We start from the raw sequence: 18,382 nt of genomic DNA on the forward strand, positions 1-18,382 counted from the left end.
AAAAAATACACAGTTGGTCTTCCCACAAAAGTGGTGTGAAAGAGCACTACTTTACGACGGACGCAGTCTTTTCTTTCGGATCGTACGGCGTCGCCTGATAGCGTTTGACCGCTTCCTGCGCATTGTCGTAATCGTCACCGAGTTTTTGGGCACGGCTATACGCACTGCTCGCTCGTGTGCGGTCACCCTTGCCGTCATAGGCGTTACCCATTTTTATGTTTGCCCAAACGCCGAGCCACGACGGATTGAGATTGCCGCTAAGGGCCGCTTTGAAATTATCGATGGCGAGGTCGTAGTTCCGTTGTTCGAGGAAAAGCAACCCGAGGTGATAATAGATCCACGAATTCGACCGGTCCAGCTTTAGAGCTGCCTCGAACTGCTGCTGTGCCTCGACATAGTTGCCGTCCTTAAATTGCTCGATGCCGCGTCGGGCGATGGACGAGACTCGCAGGTCAGGTGATATGCGAAGCAGCTTGTAATTGGGGTCGAGGACCACGGTGAGGGGTTTGCCGGCTGATTCGATATTAAAATCGGCACTGGCGTCGTCGATCTGGATAGTTTCGGTCTTGAGGCCCGATTCGCCCTCCGAGCGAAGCTGAACGTCGATCGGGAGACGAAGATTGTCGTAATTCTGCTTTACTGTACCCCGGGCGATAAACTTGCCGCCGCGAGTTCGCAATATCTGATAATCAGTTTCAAACTCGGGCACGCCGGTGCTCTCGACCCAACGGGCAAAAAAGTAACGCAGATCACTGCCGTTTATCTTTGAAGCCAACTTCTCAAAATCGTCGATCGACGCACTCTTGCCTCGATTCTCCGCTAGAAAGGTCCTCAGCAATTGGTCAAATTTATCGGCTCCCATTGTATCGCGAAGCAGCTTGTAGACGAACGCCCCCTTTGCGTACATGATGTATTGATACGCGACGGACTGGTCGTCAAGATTAGCCGGAACCCGCAACAGTGACGCGGTTTGTTCGAACGTCAGCGACTTTTCCAGCAGTTCGCGACGTATTGCATCGAGCTTGGCTCCGTCCAGTTTGCCTTCGCGAAGCGAGAACGCGCTGTACTCAGCCAAACCTTGTGAAAGCCAAGCGTCGTCAAATGATTTCAGGCCGACGGTCAATCCCCACCACTGATAGCCGGCCTCGCGTTCGAGACGTTCGGTCGTGATCTCGCGGGCCTCTTCGAACTGGCGGTTGGCGATAAAGAGCATTCCGAGTGATGAATAAAAATCGAGGCTCTCGTCATCGATCTGAGCGACAACCAGCCGTTTTCCGGCATCAGGCGGGCCAAAGCGTTTAGTATAGGCAGCAAGTGCATTTCCAAGCGTTTCGGCATACCCCGGAACTCGTGCGTCATTGCCGACACGGGAGTAGAACTGGAGCTCGTACTCGCCGAATTTCAGTGTCTTGGCGATGTATTTGCCGTAAGCGAAATTGCCTATGAGTGCCGGTTTCGCCTGCACAAAACGAAATTTATTGCCGGAGGTCGCTACGCTCTGGTCGCTATAGCCCACAAGCTGCAGGCCCTGAGGCAATGTGATCGTTATATCCGAAGTCGCCCGGTCAGCGGCGTAATCGTGAAATGGGAACCAGCGAGCCGCATACATCAGGTATCCATTCGGATCTCCAACATAAGCAAGACGTTTATTTAACAGCGGACCGCCGGCCGCAGTGTCAAGAACCCCACTGTATTTGAACCGCAGCACGACCGGCGAACTTTTTGACACGGTGTCGCCAAGGTCGATCCGCACACTCGGGCCGATGTCTGACACCCCTGCCTGATCCTGAACGAATGTTATTGAACTTTGAGGTGTTGCCGCGGGTTTTGGCTGAGGCCTAACGCCGGATTTCGGGCCCGATGCCATCGGCACCGGGATCGATCCGATCCGTGTGATCGATTCGATCTTAAGGGAACCGTTAAGTTCGAAAGACACGCTCCGAGTATCTTCGAGCGGTGTAAAAGCGACATCGACGGTCGCGTTGAGGCGTCGTTCCGATGGTACTAGCGTGACGTCCATTACATAATTGGTCACGTCAAAAGGCGTTCGTTTTGCAGTCTGTCCAAAACCGGTGATCGAAACAATGGTCAAAACTATCGCCGCTAAAGGTACGTTTCGGATGATCTTCTTCATTTCAAGTGCTCGCAAAAACTATCTATATTTCGTGCTCTTTTATGATGTACGCTATTGCGAAATCGTTTGCTTATCTGACATATATTGGATTTGAAATAATCCATGGCATCGCATCAAAGGGGGCTCCCAAGTCGTTCTGGTAAACCTCGACACGGTAAGTGCCGGGCTCGCTTGGAACAAAACTGAGTTCGTTTGACCCTGAGCCGTTTGCGACCTCTGCCCCGTCTTTGAAAAGCACAAACCTTGCTGATATCGGGCTTGTAGACCTGAGAGTAAGCTTGTTTCCGAGTGAAACGACATCGCCCATATATCCGTTGCCCTGAGCAGATTCGGCCCAGAACTGAAATCCTGTTGTATCGCCGATTACATCTAGGCCGACAAAATATCGGCCTTGCCTGATATTTTCGATCAGTATCTCACGCGACAGCGGTTTGTCGTTTGCGATCAAAACATGTGTTCTTACGATGCCGAACATGGTCGCATAAGGGTCGATCTTTAGAGTGATCCATTTATGTCCGGCATCGTCGCCAAATAAGTGAAGACCGATGTTCGAGTGTGCATCGGTACCGGAAAACAAGGACGTTTTGCGCGTTGCTGCGGTAACGTCATATTTTGATAGGTTTGCATCGGGCCGGCGAAATCCACTCGCAAATACCAGTTCCGGATATGCCGAACCGGACCAAATCAGATCGAAGAATGCTACGAAAGGGTTGAGTTGCTTCGCCGCAGTGTGAAGGCTAAAGACCTCGACGCCGTCAAAACTCGCGTTCCATGATCTTAATTTCTCAGGATAGGTCACCAGCACAAGCCGGTTTTCGGCATGGAGTTTTTCAATGACCTGTTCGGTCGGCATTCGGGCAAGTCCCGGTGCGTCCGCACTGCCCGGTATCATCAGAAAGCGGTCGGCGTCGCTCGTGTCGATCTCATTGCCGCCGATGAACAGCGTTTTTCCGAAGGTGCCGTTCAGAGTCAGTGACGACGTGTCATAATTCGGCGAAAAGTGCTCGGTCATCAGGACAAAGTCGAGACCGTTCAAGTTTGCCGCTTCTATCAGTTCATCAAATCCCCCGTGCTATGACCTCCAAGGCTGGTATGAGCGTGAATGATGCCCTTGTACTCAGCGAAATTTGAGTTTGCCGGTTTCGGAGTATTTTGAGAAACAGCAGCTATCTCATCGATCTTTTCGCGAAGTTGGCCGAACTTGTATCGTCGGTAAACAAACGGGGCCTGTATCGCGATCAGCGATAGAAATAAAATGATTACGATCTTTTTCAGTACCTTCATTTGCTATTTTTCCAGCTGACCATTGTCACAAATGATCATGACAGAAAATCAACCGACACAACGCGGTCGGCGATCTCACGGCCCAAGGCCGCGACCTCTTGGTGATCAGGATGAACGGTGTACCGATCGAGCGCCTCACGGTCGGCAAATGTTGAGACAAGTCCGGTATCGTACGAGCGTTCAAGTTGCAGGATGTCCTCACCGACATTGAGATCGATGATCTCAGGTATCACCCCGACAAGTGCCAGCAGCCGGGCACGATGTTCGTTTCGGCTCGCTTCGCCAGTCTCCGGTTTATATTTCCAGCAAACTATATGGGTCAACATCATTCTATTTTCTCATAAACGGTTGAGAATTCTCACTTTCTGTACCGCTTCGCTGAAACTGTTGCGAAAAAATCTGCGAATAGTAAAGTAAGCTTATGTACGAGAATTATGTAAAACCTATTGAGACAATTGCCGCAACCATGCTTGACGGCGTTTCAGGGCTATTGAATTATGGCGGCAGCGGGCTTCGCGATGCTCCATCCGACGGGCGCGTGAAACTCCCCGACGACCTATTTGCAAAGCCCGATGTGCAGACCGAATGGTGGTATTACACGGGACATTGTAAGAGTGAGCAGGGTCGGGAATTTGGTTTTGAACTGGTCTTTTTCAAACGCCGCACCGACCTGGACCGTATCGGCATTGTGCCGATGACGGTGCTTGCAAATCCGATGTATTTTGCGCACTTTGCGATCTCGGATCTGAGCGATAAGAGGTTTCGCTACGAGCATAAGAGGAGTTTCAATATGCCGTTCGACGTGCCGGTATCTATGAGCGAAACGGCGTGTGACGTGCGTTTAGGCGACTGGTCACTGCGTGAGGTCGCGGGCAAACACATTCTGCACGCCACGCTCGAAGGCGGATTTGTTTTCGACGCCGTCCTTGATCAAGGCAAACCGCTCGTACTTAATGGTGAAGGCGGAAACGGCATCAGCCGCAAGAAAAATGGGGCTTCCAATCATTTTTCGTTCACACGAATGAAGGTCGATGGACAGATCGCTCGTGAGACGGGAATTGAAAAATTCACCGGAACAGCCTGGATGGACCGTGAATTTGGCATTTGGGAACAAGGGTATTGGGATTGGTTCAGCATTCAGTTTGATGATGAGACGGAACTGATGATCTATCAATTCCGCGGCGAATCCGGCGAAATGAACGGCGAAGCGACCGGTACATTCGTCGAACAGGACGGCACCTGCAAGTATTTGGAAAGAAAAGATTTTGAGATCGAGATCCTTTCAACCTGGACGAGCCGAAATACAAATGCCGAATACCCGAGCCGTTGGCGGGTCCGTGTCGAACGCTTCGGAATTGATATCGAGATCAAGCCGTTGATCGCAGATCAGGAGCTCGACACCCGCGGTTCGACGATGATCGTTTATTGGGAAGGAGCCTGCAAAGTAGCCGGAAAAAGAAACGAAAGTTCGGTCGAGGGACGAGCATATGTCGAACTCGTGGGTTACGACCGTTCCCATGAAAATATAGGTTTTAGCGATTTTATGTTCGGCGGTCCGATCAGCCGGATCACCAACATATTTGGTTAGTATTCACCTTCGCACCACTTCTTGGTCACGTCGTGGCGGTAGGCGAACATCTTCTCCAGCTTCGGCACGACTGCAAATGGTGCCGCGATCACCCCCAGAAACCAAAAGGGCGGATCGTATTCGATCTCGTCGCGGAGGATTGCTCCGCCCGGATGCGGCTCGACAATATGGCGGTGCCGCCATTTTGCGAAAGGGCCGCTGACCTGAATATCTTCAAACATCCGCGGCGGATCATATGCCGTGTGTTCCGCAACCCAACGCGTGGTTATCAATCCAAATAGCTTCGTGTCAATTATTGCCTGCGACCCAATGACCGATATGTTGGCCTTTTGAATGATCTTTGCGTCTTCCCACGGCGGTACCAGACGCGAGAATGCATCTGGCAATTCGTGAAAAGCAAATACCCTTTCGGGCGTCGCGTTGATGACGGTCTCTTTTACAAACTTCATTGCATCTAACGATAGCATACGCAATACAGGTACTACCTTTGAATCATCAGCCGGAAACTGGTTTAATACCTCAATTCACATGAGCGAAACAGCAGGCGATCTCGGCGCGTTCTATAACGATCAGATAACCAAAAGAATGATCTGGAAGGTCATAGGCGCTTCGGCTGTCGGCACCATGATCGAGTGGTACGATTTTTATATCTTCGGCAGCCTTGCCGGAATCATCGCACCGCTGTTCTATCCGCCGGGGAACGATACGTTCGCGTATATCGCCTATTTGGCGACCTTTGCGGTAGGATTTGTCGTAAGGCCGTTCGGAGCGTTGTTTTTCGGGCGGATCGGCGATATTGTTGGGCGAAAATACGCGTTTCTCGTGACGCTGCTGATAATGGGCGGAGCGACGGCGGTGATCGGATTTTTGCCGACGTATTCGCAGATCGGCATTGCGGCACCCATCATTTTGCTGCTCATCCGCGTTTTGCAAGGCCTCGCACTCGGCGGCGAATACGGCGGAGCGGCTGTCTATGTAGCCGAACACGTGCCCGATAACAGACGCGGATTTTACACCTCGTTTATTCAAATTACTGCGACGTTGGGGCTGTTTCTATCCCTCGCCGTCATTTTGACTGTGCAGAATATGATGTCACCGGAGCAATTTGCCGGCAAGGCAGACGGCATTAGCGGTTGGCGGATACCTTTCCTGATCTCCATTCTTCTCGTAGGTGTGTCGCTCTACATTCGCCTCCGAATGAAGGAATCACCGATCTTTGAACAGGTCAAAACGGCTGGTATGACCTCAACGAATCCGCTAGTCGAGGCCTTTACGAAGTGGAAAAATCTCAAGATCGTCCTCATCTCGCTATTTGGGGCGACCGCCGGACAGGGAGTGGTTTGGTACACCGGGCAGTTTTATGCTCTGTTTTACCTGCAGAAGATACTAAACGTCGATGCGACGTCCGCAAACTACATCATCGCCGTTGCTCTACTTCTCGGAATGCCTTTATTTGTTGTTTTCGGAGCACTCAGCGATCGGATCGGCCGGAAATGGATAATCATGGCCGGCTTGCTGCTGGCAGTGTTTACTTATCTGCCGATCTATCACGCGATGCAGTCGGCGGCCGGTTCCAATATCGAAACGGCGACTTCGCAGACAAATCCGGCGACCGGCGAAAAATCGCTCACGCCGCTCGCACGTAATAACGAAGGTGTATTGGTTCCGGCACCAAAGGTCCTAGTTTATACCTCTTTCAGCGATCTGATGTCGAATATAACAGCATGGATGCTGATCTTGCTCGTCTTTATCCAAGTCATCTGGGTGACTATGGTTTACGGCCCGATCGCCGCGTATCTGGTCGAGGCTTTTCCGGCGAAGATCCGCTATACGGCACTCTCCCTGCCGTATCATATCGGCAATGGCGTGTTCGGCGGCTTGCTGCCGCTGATCGGCGTTTCGGTGATCGCTCAGACCGGAAACATCTACGCGGGGCTTTATTATCCTATGGCGATCGCGGCGATCACGCTAATTGTTGGTACGATCTTTCTCAAAGAAACTCACGGACATAAGATCTGGGCCGAGGTTGAGAACAAGGGATCTTAGTGTTTGGCGGTAGACTTTTTTGGCGCCCATGCCTTGAGAAACTCAGTGAATTTCGCAAGGTCGTAGTACTTGCCGGACTCCAGAGGTGATGTATCCTGCGAATGGATCATATTGCCCTTATCGTCCAGAACGTAAAGATGCGGATAGCCGCTAGGTTCAGGATAGGTCGACAAAAAGGCCGAATTTTCGTTTTCCGGGCTCATGTTTACTTTCATCCAAACATAGTTATCATCGCGGAGTTTGGCGAGTTCAGGGTTCTGATAGAAGAACTTGTCCATGTACACACACCAGCCGCACCATTCGCCGCCGACATCGAGGATAATGCGTTTGTTTTCTTTGGCCGCGGAGATAATCGCGGCGGCAAGATCGGCTGTTGGGTCGCGAAGCGGGTCAAATTTTTCGCGGACAAATGGCGATGCGGTTGGCCTTACCGTTGGTTTTACCACCTTTGGCTTCGCAACGGGACGTTTGACCACCTTTTTTTGGCCGTAAACCGCAAGGTTTGCCGCGATCGCAACCACCATGATGAGCAGGAGTTTTTTCATATAATTCAGGCCAATTTCTCTAACCTTTCATTGAGAATATTCCAGACCTTTGTTAGATGCCGCTCTTCTACGCGGATGCTGCCTACTGATAATCGCAGAGTGTATTTTCCGTTTAGTTTTGTATGCGAAAGGTAAGCTTCGCCTGAGGCGTTGATGTCGTTCATGATCTTCTCGTTCAGGGCATTTAGGTCTTCGACACTGTCAGGACAAGCCCGAAAGCAGACAAGCGCAAATGGCACGGGCGCGAGGAGTTCCCATTTGCCGCTTTCTTCGACCCAAGAGGCGAAAAGACGTGCGAGGCGGCAGTGTTCTCGAAGCCTTGCAATTAGGCCTTCGCGGCCAAAATAGCGGATGACGAACCATAACTTCAACGCTCTAAACCTGCGTCCTAGCTGGATGCCGTAGTCCATACCGTTCTTTACCGTCTGTTCGTCGCTGGTCTTGAGATACTCGGCAACGAGCGAGAAGGCCTCCTTTAGCTCGCTCAAGTCTTTGCAATAAAGCACTGACAGATCGAAGGGCGTAAACAGCCATTTGTGCGGATTTACGACGATCGAATCGGCACGTTCCCAACCGGCAAACAGCGGCTGCATCTCAGGCACGATCGCGGTCGAACCTGCGTATGCCGTATCGACGTGGAGCCAAATACCGTATTTTTCGCAGATGTCGGCGATCGCGTCGACCGGATCGATGCTTGAGGTCGAGGTCGTCCCGATGGTTGGGATAACGCAGATCGGTTTGAATCCTGCCGCGATGTCCTGGTCTATTGCCTCCGCCAATTTTTCGGGGATCATCTCGAACCGTTCGTTGCATTCGATCTTTCGTAAGGATCGCAGGCCGAGGCCGAGGGTGATGACGCCTTTGTCGATCGATGAATGTACGTGTTCGCTGGCATAGAGACGCAGCAGCGGAACGTCGCTGCGGCCGCTCATACCTTTGTCGCGAATATTAAACCCGGCCTTTTCGCGAGCCGCCGCGATGGCATGCATGGTCGAGACCGATGCGGTGTCGTAGATGATGCCCTCGAAATCTGCAGGCAGTGCCATCATCTGGCGGAGCCAGTCGAGCACGACGTCTTCGAGCTCGGTCGATGCCGGCGATGTCCGCCATAGCATTGCTTTCATATCGAAGGCCGCCGTAAACATCTCGCCGAAAACCCCGACGCTGCTGGTCGAAGTCGAAAACAGGCCATGGAAGTTCGGATGGTTCCAATGCGTGACGGCTGGCATTATCAAGCGGTCAACATCGCCGAGTATCTCGCCAAAATCTTCACCTGCTTCAGGTGCAGACGCGGGCAGATTGCTCTTGAGCCAATCGGGCTCGACTTGCGAAAGTACCGGATAATTTTCCATCGAATCGAAATAGTCGGCGAGCTGGTCGATGATCTGATAGCCGAACTTTCGAAAGTCTGCGGTCGGCATATCGCCGAATTTTTCTGATCTTTCACTCATGATGGCTCTAAGTTACCATACGCGAAAAACAAGCTGAAATTTACGAATCCGAACGTTTTTGGGGGAAAACCAAAAATGTGATCTCCGCCGCGCGTTCGAATTGTGGTACGTACCACAATTTGATCAGCAAAATTGATGAAAATGCCGTAAAAATGCGTTCTGCCACAGTCTTTAAGGGGCTTGGCGACAATGTTTTAGGGGGCTTGCGACAGTAAAAAACGGGGTCAGCGACAATAAAAACGGCCCTTGCGACAATACATTTTTGAAGGAAACAGACTGTCGCAATACCATCTATTGGCGAAATTGTTGGGCAGCGGCGTTTTTAGCTGCGTCAGATGACAATGATGAGATCGATGAGTTTTACGGATGCGACGAATGTGATAAATGCTTAGTAACAACCCAATATTCATTACGCGAAAGCCCATTTGAGGGCGACAATTGCAGTTCACCGCGGCAAAAATAAGCGATCCGATTACGGCGACGTGGTCGAATTGGTCTAATATCTTGTCAACGTTAATTTCGGCCGTAATTCAGAGAGAATAGATCCAATATGAAAAGCATGAAACACACCGTACGGCGGTCAAGGAAGTTCAATATTTCGATCGCATTTGGCCTATGCATATTACTTGGCAATTCGGGTTTGGCGTTCGCCTGGAAACCGACGACGCATGTCTATCTTGCCGAAGTAGCCCTTGCGGACGCGATCGATGATGGAATGGTGACGATCGAGCGGCTTGATCCGGCGACTGGCAAAGTTGTCGGTGTCCTAGGCAAATATGCAGTCGATGCGGCGGTGCTCGATGCTCTGAAGAAAAATCCCGACCAGTATCGTGCCGGCGTACTTGGGCCGGATGCATATCCCGACATTCTGACGGGCCAGCAGGTGATACATCCGCCGACAAATCCGGACGGCTCGAACCGCTGGCTCGAATATCTGTGGTCAAATTCGGACGGTTCGCCGGCGATCAAGGCGTTCGCCGTTGGTTATCTGACGCATGCCGCAGGCGATATGTTCGGGCATACGTTCATCAACAATTTCACCGGCGGTGCTTTTACGTTCAAGCCGCCCGAGAATGCAAAGAAACACATACTGCTCGAAAGCTACGTGGGCAAACGCGTGCCCGATCCGACATTTGGTGCAAGCATCGCCAGTGTCGAGGACTTTGTCTATCAAAAATTGGTCGACGCACGGCCGGGCACTTATCTTGATAAGGAACTGCTGATAAAGGACGGCGTGGGCACTGACGCCTCGATACCGCGTGTTTATTCGACGCTGCGAGCAGAGCTTGAGGCAGATGTCGTTAAACTTATTGCTGACGCTGAGAAATGTAAGCCGTGGGACCCGAAATGCAGTGCCGTGCTTAACAGAGCCGAAGCAAAATACAAAAAGGCTTGGATCAAAGACATCGACGCCGGGCTAAAGGCTTGGGTCACGACCAGCGACCTCGCCGCAAAGGCACTTTTCTTCAATCCTGAGAAAAAGACGGACGTCGATAAGGCACAGGCGATATTCGACGACTATGTAAATCGTCATCTGATCTCAATGTCGGGCCCGCCGGATGAGGTCGGCGATCTCAGACGCCTGAGCGGCAAATTTGGCGATGTGATCGCAAAGGCGATCCCCGACGAACTCGTAGAACCGATACGAAAATTCAAACAGAACCTGTACGACGTGGTGATCAAGCGTGCGACCGGTATGACCAGCGAAGAGCTAAAGCGTTATTCGACCGAACCCGAGACCTATTTCGACACCGAAATGACAAAGGGACAGGGGCAGTTGATCGACCGAAACAAGTTTGACAAAGAAATGATCTTTATACAGCCCTCCGACAAAACTATCGACTACCGGAGCGTCGGAGCCGCCTACAATACCGCGGTGATGAGTAAACTTTGCTGATCAGCAAAGACAGCGTCAATAAATTGTTGACCGATCTCGGCAGCAGCGACCGCCTCGAAAAGCCCGATATCATGCTCGGCTTCCTCAAAACCCTCGACGGCGACAACCAACAGGCAGGAATGATCCTGGGGCGTGACTGCAGCAAATACCGTCAGGTGTTCATGAGTTTTGCGGGAGAAAAGGTCTGTCCGAAAATTCAGTGATCACGCAATGAGATCAAAGATCGTGTCAGTCATAACTGGGATATCAATTCTGGCGTCAGTCGCATTTGTCGCGTTTGTATATGACAAGTGTAACTACATTACCGATGTTGTGTTGGCAGACGAAATAACCGTTGGACCCGAATGGCAAACTATCGAACTAAGAAGGCCTATCCTGATCAGTCAGGATGTCAATAAACTCAATATCGACCCGGCACCGCCGTTCGAACACCTGGTCGGCAATAAATTCATCTCTGGTCCGAGCGGAATCGAGTTCCTGCCCGAGGTTGAGGCTGTAACGAGCAATGGTGACATTATCCAGCTTCCCTATTCAGGCGGCAGATTCAATTCGAATCACGATTTTGTTAGTTTTAGTCGATTGTACGATCTGGATAAAGGTACAACGATCCAAGCGATAAGATTGAGGTCGCCGTATGAATTTCGAATTCATACGATCTGGTGGTCAAGTTTCGATGCAAAGGATATGCCTTAACCAACCACGGCACGCTCCAATTTGGAACAAAATTCCCTATATTCGGGCAAAACGTCAAAAACTACTCGACAGTTTTTGTAATAAAAGTATAATATCAGCTACGAATATCTCGCCAACGACTTAAGAACTGAAGAATAACGAATTGCCGACAACCTCTCCCGGTTAACGGGCAAGCGACGATTTTTTTTCGCACTTGTAAAAGCTTATGGCATCTTCGCCTGTAGATACGGAACAATCAAACGAAGGGTTTGTACGCGGGCTCGGGCTGCTCGATTCGACGATGATCGTCGCCGGATCGATGATCGGTTCGGGCATTTTTATCGTGTCTGCCGACATTGCACGTCAGGTCGGTTCGCCCGGCTGGCTGCTGGTGGTTTGGCTCGTGACCGGGCTTTTGACGATCGGAGCGGCACTTTCGTACGGAGAACTGGCGGCCATGATGCCGCGGGCCGGCGGAATGTACGTCTATCTGAAAGAGGCGTATTCGCCGTTCTGGGGATTTTTATACGGCTGGACGCATTTTCTTGTGATCGGCACGGCTACGATCGCGGCCGTTTCTGTTGCGTTTTCGCGGTATACGGGCATATTGTTTCAATCGATCTCGGAGACGAACTACTTGATCGAGCCGATCCGGCTTGGCTCAAGCTATGCCATTTCGCTCTCGACGGCTCAACTGCTTGGGATCGCAATGATCGCGCTTCTGACGTTTATGAATACGCGCGGCCTCAGTCTCGGCAAGCTGGTCCAAAATGTCTTCACCTTTGCCAAGACCGGCTCGCTGATCGCGTTGATCGTACTCGGACTGATCGTCGGATTGTACTCGTATCCTGAGATCGCAGCGGCAAACTTTGGCGATCTGTGGACAGTACGCGGCGAACTGCAGAGTGTCGGTGCAACGACAGCCGGAGACAAGGGTGCTGCGGCAGTCTCGCTGCTGACGGCATTTGGAATGCTGGTTGCGATCTGTGTCGCACAGACAAATTCGCTGTTCTCGGCCGACGCCTGGCATAACGTCACGTTCACCGCCGGCGAGGTCAAAGATCCGAAGCGGAACCTGCCGCTCTCGCTGCTATTAGGCACGGGCGGCGTGATCCTGCTTTACATGCTCGCAAATTTCGCATATCTCGTGACGCTGCGGTTTGAGGACATTCAGAAGGTAGCAAGCGACCGCGTCGGTTCGGCTACTGCCGAGGTGATCTTTCCCGGAGCCGGTGCAGTGATAATGGCGGTTGCCATTATGATCTCGACATTCGGCTGCAATAACGGCCTGATCTTTTCGGGTGCCCGTGCGTATTACGCAATGGCGAAGGACGGTCTTTTCTTCAAATCAGCGGGCGACCTCAATAAGGCGCACGTTCCGGCATGGGGACTGATAATACAAGGTATCTGGTCGGCGTTCTACGTTCTGCCCCGAACGGTGACGACGGCTGCTGACGGTAAGATCAGCTACGGCAATCTCTACGGCGACCTGCTTACATACGTCATCTCGGCGGCCCTGATCTTTTATATTCTCGCGATCGCGGCAATTTTTGTGCTCCGCGTGAAACAACCTGACACGCCGCGTCCGTATAAAGCACTCGGATACCCGATCATCCCGGCACTTTACTGCGTAGGTGCGTTCGTAATCTTGGCCGTCCTATTTATCTATCAGACCACGGCCACATGGCCGGGCCTGGTCATAGTGCTGACTGGAGTGCCGGTCTATTTTATTTGGAAAGCTGTGTCGGGGAAAAAGGACACAGCAGAGCAATCTTAGTTAAATCAACCTTAGGAGGTTTTCATGTCACTTTTTGCGACTAAACCAATTTCAAAGATCATCGCCGAGGCTCAGGAGACGGGCGAACATACTTTGAAAAAGACATTAAGTGCTCTTGATCTGACGATGCTTGGCGTCGGAGCGATCATCGGTACCGGAATTTTCGTTTTGACCGGCCAGGCCGCAGGAAAACACGCTGGTCCCGCTGTTATCATCTCGATGATCATTGCCGGTATCGTGAGCGCATTTGCAGCTCTGTGTTATTCGGAATTTGCCGCCAGCGTGCCGATCTCCGGTTCGGCCTATGCATATGGCTACGGAACTTTGGGCGAGTTCATCGCCTGGATCATCGGCTGGGACCTTATTCTCGAATATGCGTTCGGAGCCGCTACGGTGGCCGTTGGTTGGTCGGGCTATGTGGTCAGTTTGTTTAGAGACACACTCGGTATCAACTTCCCGTTGAGTTTGAGCGCTCCGCCCGGAATGGCAATAAAAGCCGCGGACGGGGCCGTGGTCGCGACCGGTGTATTTAACCTGCCGGCAGCATTGATCGCGGTCGCGGTAACGCTGCTTCTTATTCGCGGTATCAAGGAATCGGCAAGCTTTAACTCGATCATCGTGATCGTCAAGGTAGTAGTTGTTGTGCTCTTTATTGTCGCGGGTATCGGCTACGTGAATACAGACAATATCGGCATCGGCTGCACCGTTGGTGCTCCGGGCTGTGCAGAGTTCATGCCGTTCGGATTCAGCGGTGTGGTTACCGGTGCGGCTGTTATCTTCTTTGCGTATATCGGTTTTGACGCAGTTTCGACCGCCGCTCAGGAAGCAAAGAATCCGCAAAAGGATATGCCGATGGGTATCCTCGGTTCGCTCGCGATCTGTACGGTCCTGTATATCCTCGTTGCCGGCATCATGGTCGGCTTGGTCGATTACAAGATGCTCACCAACGCGGCCGCTCCGATCGCCGTTGCCATCGACGCCGCTCTCCAACAAGCCGAAGGAACGACGATGGGCAAGATCCTGTTTGCGTTCCCGACGATCATCAAGGTGGGTGCCGTCCTCGGACTCAGCTCGACAATGGTCGTAATGACGATGGGCCAACCGCGTGTGTTCTATTCGATGTCGAAGGACGGTCTATTGCCGGCATGGGCGGCAAAGATCCATCCGAAATATCAGACGCCGCATATCACAACGGCCATCACCGGTGTGATCGTAGCCATACTCGCCGGCTTTGTGCCGATCAGTCTCCTTGGCGAACTTGTTAGTATCGGTACGCTCTTTGCGTTTGTGATCGTCGGTGTCGGTATCATTATCCTTAGATCGTCAAATCCGGCGCTTGACCGGCCGTTCAAGGTGCCTCTCTCGCCGTTCATTCCGATCGCAACAGTACTCTCTGCTGCGTATCTCATGAACAGTTTGCCGCTCGATACATGGATCCGGCTGATCGTCTGGATGTCGATCGGGCTCGTCATCTATTTCGCATACAGCTACAACCATAGCAAGATAGGGATCGACGAGAATCGTGAAGGTGACGAAGGCGAATCCAATTATAAACCGCCGATCGCAGCCGCTATCGCGATCGTACTGGCAATGGCATTGACCGTCTGGCAGGTTTCGCACTTGGTGTGGATCGAGATGGCGGTTCGGTTATTTGCCTGGGGCGTGACCGGCGTATTGGTCATTGTTTTGATGTATGGAAAGGGCGACCGCAATGCGGCTCGCACCTCCAGTACACGAAATATCGGTCTTATCGCCACGCTCGCTAATCTTGCGATCTGGATAGGGATCACCTACTGGTTCTTTATGCATTACGCGGAACTGCACGTCGCCAAGTAGGCCGCGTGTTTTAGTACTTGCCGCAGAGGTCAACGAGGGTCTTTGATCCACTACGATCTCTGCGGCATTTTTGCGCCGTTCTTTGCAATACGGATCAGTGAGATGTCTGATCGTTCAAGTTGAAGGTTTTGAGGAGCGGTGCCGTTAGTCCTTTTTACTTTCTTAGAGGCTCTTGTAGAGATCAAGCCATTTGCCGCCGATTTTGTTGATCTCAAAATGTTCTTCGACGAACTTCCGCGAGCGGCCGCGATATCCGTTGTATTCATCAGCCGTCATCGTGAGTATCGTGTCGATCACTGAGGCAAGCGAGTCGGCATCGTTATCGATCCAATAACCGACCTTTTCATCCTGAAGGATCGACCAGGGCGTCCCGGTCGATGCGATGACCGGCGTATTCTGCGCAAGTGATTCGAGTACGACAACGCCAAAATTCTCACTGATCGACGGCATGAAGGTCCAAGAAGCATCAGCGAGCAGTTGCTGTTTCGCTTCGCCCTCGACCTGACCGAGGAACTCGACACGATCTGCCAGTCCGAGTGTTTCCGCGAGACCGCGAAGTTCGGTCACATAGCTCACACCGCCATTTCCGGCGATCTTTAAGATGATATTCGAGTTTCGAAACTCTAGTGACCGGCTCGCTGCCATGATCAATTTATCAATTCCTTTTTTTGGATCGATCCGGCCGATGAAAAGGAGATATCCGCTCGCTGAACGTTCCATAAGAGCAGGCATCTCGATCAGATTGGGAATATGGACAACGCGAATTCCTTGGCCGAAATAATTTTCGATATCAACGACCTCTTTTTCAGCCGTGGCATGAAATGAGGCATAACGGGCAAGAAAGGTTCGATAGAACCACAATATCGGCCGTTTTCGGGCAGTAGAACGGGTCAGGCCGTAAGGTGCCAACTCGTCTCGCGGTGAGACCACAAGTTTTTTCCCGAGCAGTCTGGCGAATAACGCCGAGAAAAAGGCAGCGGGAAAGAAGATGGATGAAACCTGGACCACATCGGCTGCGGCAACGCAGCGCAACGCCCGCAAAGTCTGGTGCAGCGGAAAATAGGTGATCGCCGTACGAACGTGCATGACACGCCCTTCTTCATTTTCGCTCCATTTGTTCAATGCCAAGTCAGGCGGCACGCCCTGATCGGTCGCAAGGATGACGGGATCGACACCGCTCCGCTTGAGATATTTAGTAAGCCAGTAGACCGAATTCGCCGGCCCGCCCGCCTGGGACGGGTAAAATACCTGCAGCGGGAAAAAGATCTTCATTGAGGTCAGATGTTGTTGTTTTCGAGCCATTCGGTCAAAACGATAATATGCCAAAGCTCGGACCAGCGAACCCGACCGTCAAGAAATAGCTGCCATTTTGAACGCAGACGGTCGGCATCCAGTATTCCGCGCTGAGCCATCAGATCGATCCGCGACGAACAGAACTCGAGCAATTCGCCGCGCATCCATTTTTCAAACGGAAGCACAAATCCCATTTTGGGGCGGTCCACGATCTCACGCGGCAGCATGTCACCAAGCGAATCGACGAGAAGCCCCTTCGGCGTTGCTGACAATTTCATCGAGTCAGGGATGCGCAAGACATATTCGACCAGGTGGTAGTCAAAAAATGGTTCCCGCACCTCAAGGGCCGAGGCCATTGCAAACTGGTCGGTATCCTTGAGCAGCACATTTTGCGTGTAACCGAGCAATTCAGCGATCGTGAATTGGCTGATCATTGGGAACCCTTCAATATCTGCCAAACGCTCGGCGAGTATTTTTTCGATCAGGATATCGTGGCTGCCGTTGCCGTAGTATTCGCCGGCGAGCCGCTGCGACAACACCTGTCGCATCTTTGGATAAACGGTCGATATATCCATGCGGTCAACTGAAAGCAGATCGGCAATTCGCTGGTATTTGGAGTTAGACGAATTTGCGAGCAGCCCTGATGCGAGCTTACGGACAAAGTGAGGAACCCGCGAAGTGACGCCGGTCCGCGTTCTAAGCCATTGATCGAAATAATGATAACCGGCGAAAAGTTCATCGCCGCCGAGACCTGACAGGGCGACCGTAATTCCGGATTCGCGCGTTGCCTTGGAGACAACATACGTATTCAGCCCATCGCCGCTCGGCGAGTCGATAGCGCGAAGTGCATCCGGCAGAGCAGCGAGAAAATCGTTTGATGTCAGCCTTACACTAGCGTGGTGCGTTTTGTATTTGGCGGCAATGATCTTGGAATACGGCGATTCATCGTATTCCTTTTCGTCGAACGTGACGGAAAATGTGTTGACAGGCTGCGTCGAAACCTCTGACATCAGGGCGACAACGGCACTCGAATCGATCCCGCCAGACAGAAACGCTCCGAGCGGCACATCGCTGATCATTCGGCGTTCGACCGACCGCAGAAGCAGTTCGCGAACGTCCTTTCGGACAGTTTCGATATCACCGGCGACATCGGCGGACGTTTTTTCGATCTGCCAAAACGGCGCTGACGTTATCTTGCCGTCTTTGATGCACGCATATTCACCGGCACCGAGTTGATGTATCCCCTCGATGATCGTCTGCGGAGCATAGACCGATTGATACATCAGATATTCGAAAAGTCCGAAACTATTTATGGTCTTATCAACGAGCCCCGAGCCAAGTATCGAGCGAATTTCCGAAGAAAACACGAACACTCCGCTGGACGTCATCGAGTAATAGAGAGGCTTGACACCGAGCCGGTCGCGAGCCACGAAAAGTGTCTTGTCGACGTTGTCCCAAATTACGATGGCGAACATTCCATTGAGCATCGAGAGACACTCGGGGCCATGTTTTAGAAAGGCTGCGAGAACGATCTCGGTATCGCCGGCGGTGTGAAATTCGTATTCAGGGAGCGTCGCTTTGACGTCGCGAAAATTGTAGATCTCGCCGTTGAGGATGATCGCGTAGCGGCCGGAAGCGTCAAAAAGCGGATGATTAGCCTCTTCGGAAAGGTCAATGATCGAAAGCCGCCGATGCCCCAATGCGATACCATCATCGACAAAAAAACCTTCGGCGTCAGGCCCCCGATGACTGACAAGATCGGTCATCCGATGAATTTTGGCCGCCGCCTCGCTTTTGTCTTTAAGGCCGACGATCCCGGCAATTCCGCACATACATTGAATATAACAATATCACTGCGT

The 18,382-nt window shown here is 51.9% G+C and carries 16 protein-coding genes; 7 read left to right on the forward strand and 9 right to left on the reverse strand.

What is annotated here, in order from left to right; all coding sequences use genetic code 11:
- Positions 1-46: 46 nt before the first annotated feature.
- From IPK01_04300 to IPK01_04315, 4 genes are all read right to left on the reverse strand, one after another.
- Entirely contained in the window at positions 47-2,134 is a 2,088-nt protein-coding gene (locus IPK01_04300) for a hypothetical protein (protein ID MBK7932713.1), read from the reverse strand.
- Between the two features lie 70 nt (positions 2,135-2,204).
- On the reverse strand, positions 2,205-3,170 hold the full coding sequence (locus IPK01_04305; GenBank protein MBK7932714.1) for a hypothetical protein: 966 nt from the start codon (positions 3,168-3,170) through the stop codon (positions 2,205-2,207).
- A gap of 14 nt (positions 3,171-3,184) precedes the next feature.
- A complete protein-coding gene (locus tag IPK01_04310) occupies positions 3,185-3,418 on the reverse strand; it encodes a hypothetical protein (GenBank protein ID MBK7932715.1) in 234 nt (77 codons plus the stop codon).
- Between the two features lie 35 nt (positions 3,419-3,453).
- Entirely contained in the window at positions 3,454-3,747 is a 294-nt protein-coding gene (locus IPK01_04315; protein MBK7932716.1) for a Dabb family protein, read from the reverse strand.
- A 92-nt stretch (positions 3,748-3,839) separates the two neighbouring features.
- On the opposite strand from IPK01_04315, the gene IPK01_04320 reads away from it, so the two are divergent.
- On the forward strand, positions 3,840-5,006 hold the full coding sequence (locus IPK01_04320; GenBank protein MBK7932717.1) for a hypothetical protein: 1,167 nt from the start codon (positions 3,840-3,842) through the stop codon (positions 5,004-5,006).
- Here the strand turns inward: IPK01_04320 and IPK01_04325 are convergent.
- Positions 5,003-5,455, reverse strand: a complete 453-nt coding sequence (locus IPK01_04325) for an SRPBCC family protein (protein MBK7932718.1) — start codon at positions 5,453-5,455, stop codon at positions 5,003-5,005. The two genes, IPK01_04320 and IPK01_04325, sit on opposite strands and share 4 nt — an antisense overlap.
- 79 nt (positions 5,456-5,534) lie before the next feature.
- Between IPK01_04325 and IPK01_04330 the strand changes: the two genes are divergently transcribed.
- Complete coding sequence (locus IPK01_04330; protein MBK7932719.1) at positions 5,535-7,052, forward strand: MHS family MFS transporter; 1,518 nt, start codon at positions 5,535-5,537, stop codon at positions 7,050-7,052.
- Here the strand turns inward: IPK01_04330 and IPK01_04335 are convergent.
- Together IPK01_04335 and IPK01_04340 are read right to left on the reverse strand one after the other, a co-directional pair.
- Positions 7,049-7,597, reverse strand: a complete 549-nt coding sequence (locus IPK01_04335) for a thioredoxin family protein (protein ID MBK7932720.1) — start codon at positions 7,595-7,597, stop codon at positions 7,049-7,051. The two genes, IPK01_04330 and IPK01_04335, sit on opposite strands and share 4 nt — an antisense overlap.
- A gap of 5 nt (positions 7,598-7,602) precedes the next feature.
- A complete protein-coding gene (locus IPK01_04340; GenBank protein MBK7932721.1) occupies positions 7,603-9,048 on the reverse strand; it encodes an amino acid decarboxylase in 1,446 nt (481 codons plus the stop codon).
- A gap of 559 nt (positions 9,049-9,607) precedes the next feature.
- Between IPK01_04340 and IPK01_04345 the strand changes: the two genes are divergently transcribed.
- From IPK01_04345 to IPK01_04365, 5 genes are all read left to right on the forward strand, one after another.
- Positions 9,608-10,945, forward strand: a complete 1,338-nt coding sequence (locus IPK01_04345; GenBank protein ID MBK7932722.1) for a zinc dependent phospholipase C family protein — start codon at positions 9,608-9,610, stop codon at positions 10,943-10,945.
- A complete protein-coding gene (locus IPK01_04350; protein MBK7932723.1) occupies positions 10,939-11,148 on the forward strand; it encodes a hypothetical protein in 210 nt (69 codons plus the stop codon). The genes IPK01_04345 and IPK01_04350 overlap by 7 nt, the downstream gene beginning before the upstream one ends.
- A gap of 7 nt (positions 11,149-11,155) precedes the next feature.
- Positions 11,156-11,638, forward strand: coding sequence for a hypothetical protein (locus IPK01_04355; protein MBK7932724.1), 483 nt, complete (start codon positions 11,156-11,158; stop codon positions 11,636-11,638).
- A 205-nt stretch (positions 11,639-11,843) separates the two neighbouring features.
- Positions 11,844-13,394, forward strand: a complete 1,551-nt coding sequence (locus tag IPK01_04360; protein MBK7932725.1) for an amino acid permease — start codon at positions 11,844-11,846, stop codon at positions 13,392-13,394.
- A 24-nt stretch (positions 13,395-13,418) separates the two neighbouring features.
- Entirely contained in the window at positions 13,419-15,230 is a 1,812-nt protein-coding gene (locus IPK01_04365; protein MBK7932726.1) for an amino acid permease, read from the forward strand.
- 162 nt (positions 15,231-15,392) lie between these two features.
- Here the strand turns inward: IPK01_04365 and IPK01_04370 are convergent, their stop codons facing one another.
- A complete protein-coding gene (locus IPK01_04370; protein MBK7932727.1) occupies positions 15,393-16,502 on the reverse strand; it encodes a glycosyltransferase in 1,110 nt (369 codons plus the stop codon).
- Between the two features lie 5 nt (positions 16,503-16,507).
- Positions 16,508-18,355, reverse strand: coding sequence for an asparagine synthase (glutamine-hydrolyzing) (asnB, locus tag IPK01_04375; GenBank protein MBK7932728.1), 1,848 nt, complete (start codon positions 18,353-18,355; stop codon positions 16,508-16,510).
- Between the last annotated feature and the right edge of the window lie 27 nt (positions 18,356-18,382).

Source organism: Acidobacteriota bacterium (assembly GCA_016713675.1).
Lineage (GTDB): Bacteria > Acidobacteriota > Blastocatellia > Pyrinomonadales > Pyrinomonadaceae > OLB17.

What these genes read in the sequence shown, in the direction of transcription:
- IPK01_04300 (MBK7932713.1), bottom strand. Translation starts at nt 2,134, where the DNA reads ATGAAGAAGATCATCCGAAACGTACCTTTAGCGGCGATAGTTTTGACC.
- IPK01_04310 (MBK7932715.1), bottom strand. Translation starts at nt 3,418, where the DNA reads ATGAAGGTACTGAAAAAGATCGTAATCATTTTATTTCTATCGCTGATC.
- IPK01_04315 (MBK7932716.1), bottom strand. Translation starts at nt 3,747, where the DNA reads ATGATGTTGACCCATATAGTTTGCTGGAAATATAAACCGGAGACTGGC.
- IPK01_04320 (MBK7932717.1), top strand. Translation starts at nt 3,840, where the DNA reads ATGTACGAGAATTATGTAAAACCTATTGAGACAATTGCCGCAACCATG.
- IPK01_04325 (MBK7932718.1), bottom strand. Translation starts at nt 5,455, where the DNA reads ATGAAGTTTGTAAAAGAGACCGTCATCAACGCGACGCCCGAAAGGGTA.
- IPK01_04330 (MBK7932719.1), top strand. Translation starts at nt 5,535, where the DNA reads ATGAGCGAAACAGCAGGCGATCTCGGCGCGTTCTATAACGATCAGATA.
- IPK01_04335 (MBK7932720.1), bottom strand. Translation starts at nt 7,597, where the DNA reads ATGAAAAAACTCCTGCTCATCATGGTGGTTGCGATCGCGGCAAACCTT.
- IPK01_04340 (MBK7932721.1), bottom strand. Translation starts at nt 9,048, where the DNA reads ATGAGTGAAAGATCAGAAAAATTCGGCGATATGCCGACCGCAGACTTT.
- IPK01_04345 (MBK7932722.1), top strand. Translation starts at nt 9,608, where the DNA reads ATGAAACACACCGTACGGCGGTCAAGGAAGTTCAATATTTCGATCGCA.
- IPK01_04355 (MBK7932724.1), top strand. Translation starts at nt 11,156, where the DNA reads ATGAGATCAAAGATCGTGTCAGTCATAACTGGGATATCAATTCTGGCG.
- IPK01_04360 (MBK7932725.1), top strand. Translation starts at nt 11,844, where the DNA reads ATGGCATCTTCGCCTGTAGATACGGAACAATCAAACGAAGGGTTTGTA.
- IPK01_04365 (MBK7932726.1), top strand. Translation starts at nt 13,419, where the DNA reads ATGTCACTTTTTGCGACTAAACCAATTTCAAAGATCATCGCCGAGGCT.
- IPK01_04370 (MBK7932727.1), bottom strand. Translation starts at nt 16,502, where the DNA reads ATGAAGATCTTTTTCCCGCTGCAGGTATTTTACCCGTCCCAGGCGGGC.
- asnB (MBK7932728.1), bottom strand. Translation starts at nt 18,355, where the DNA reads ATGTGCGGAATTGCCGGGATCGTCGGCCTTAAAGACAAAAGCGAGGCG.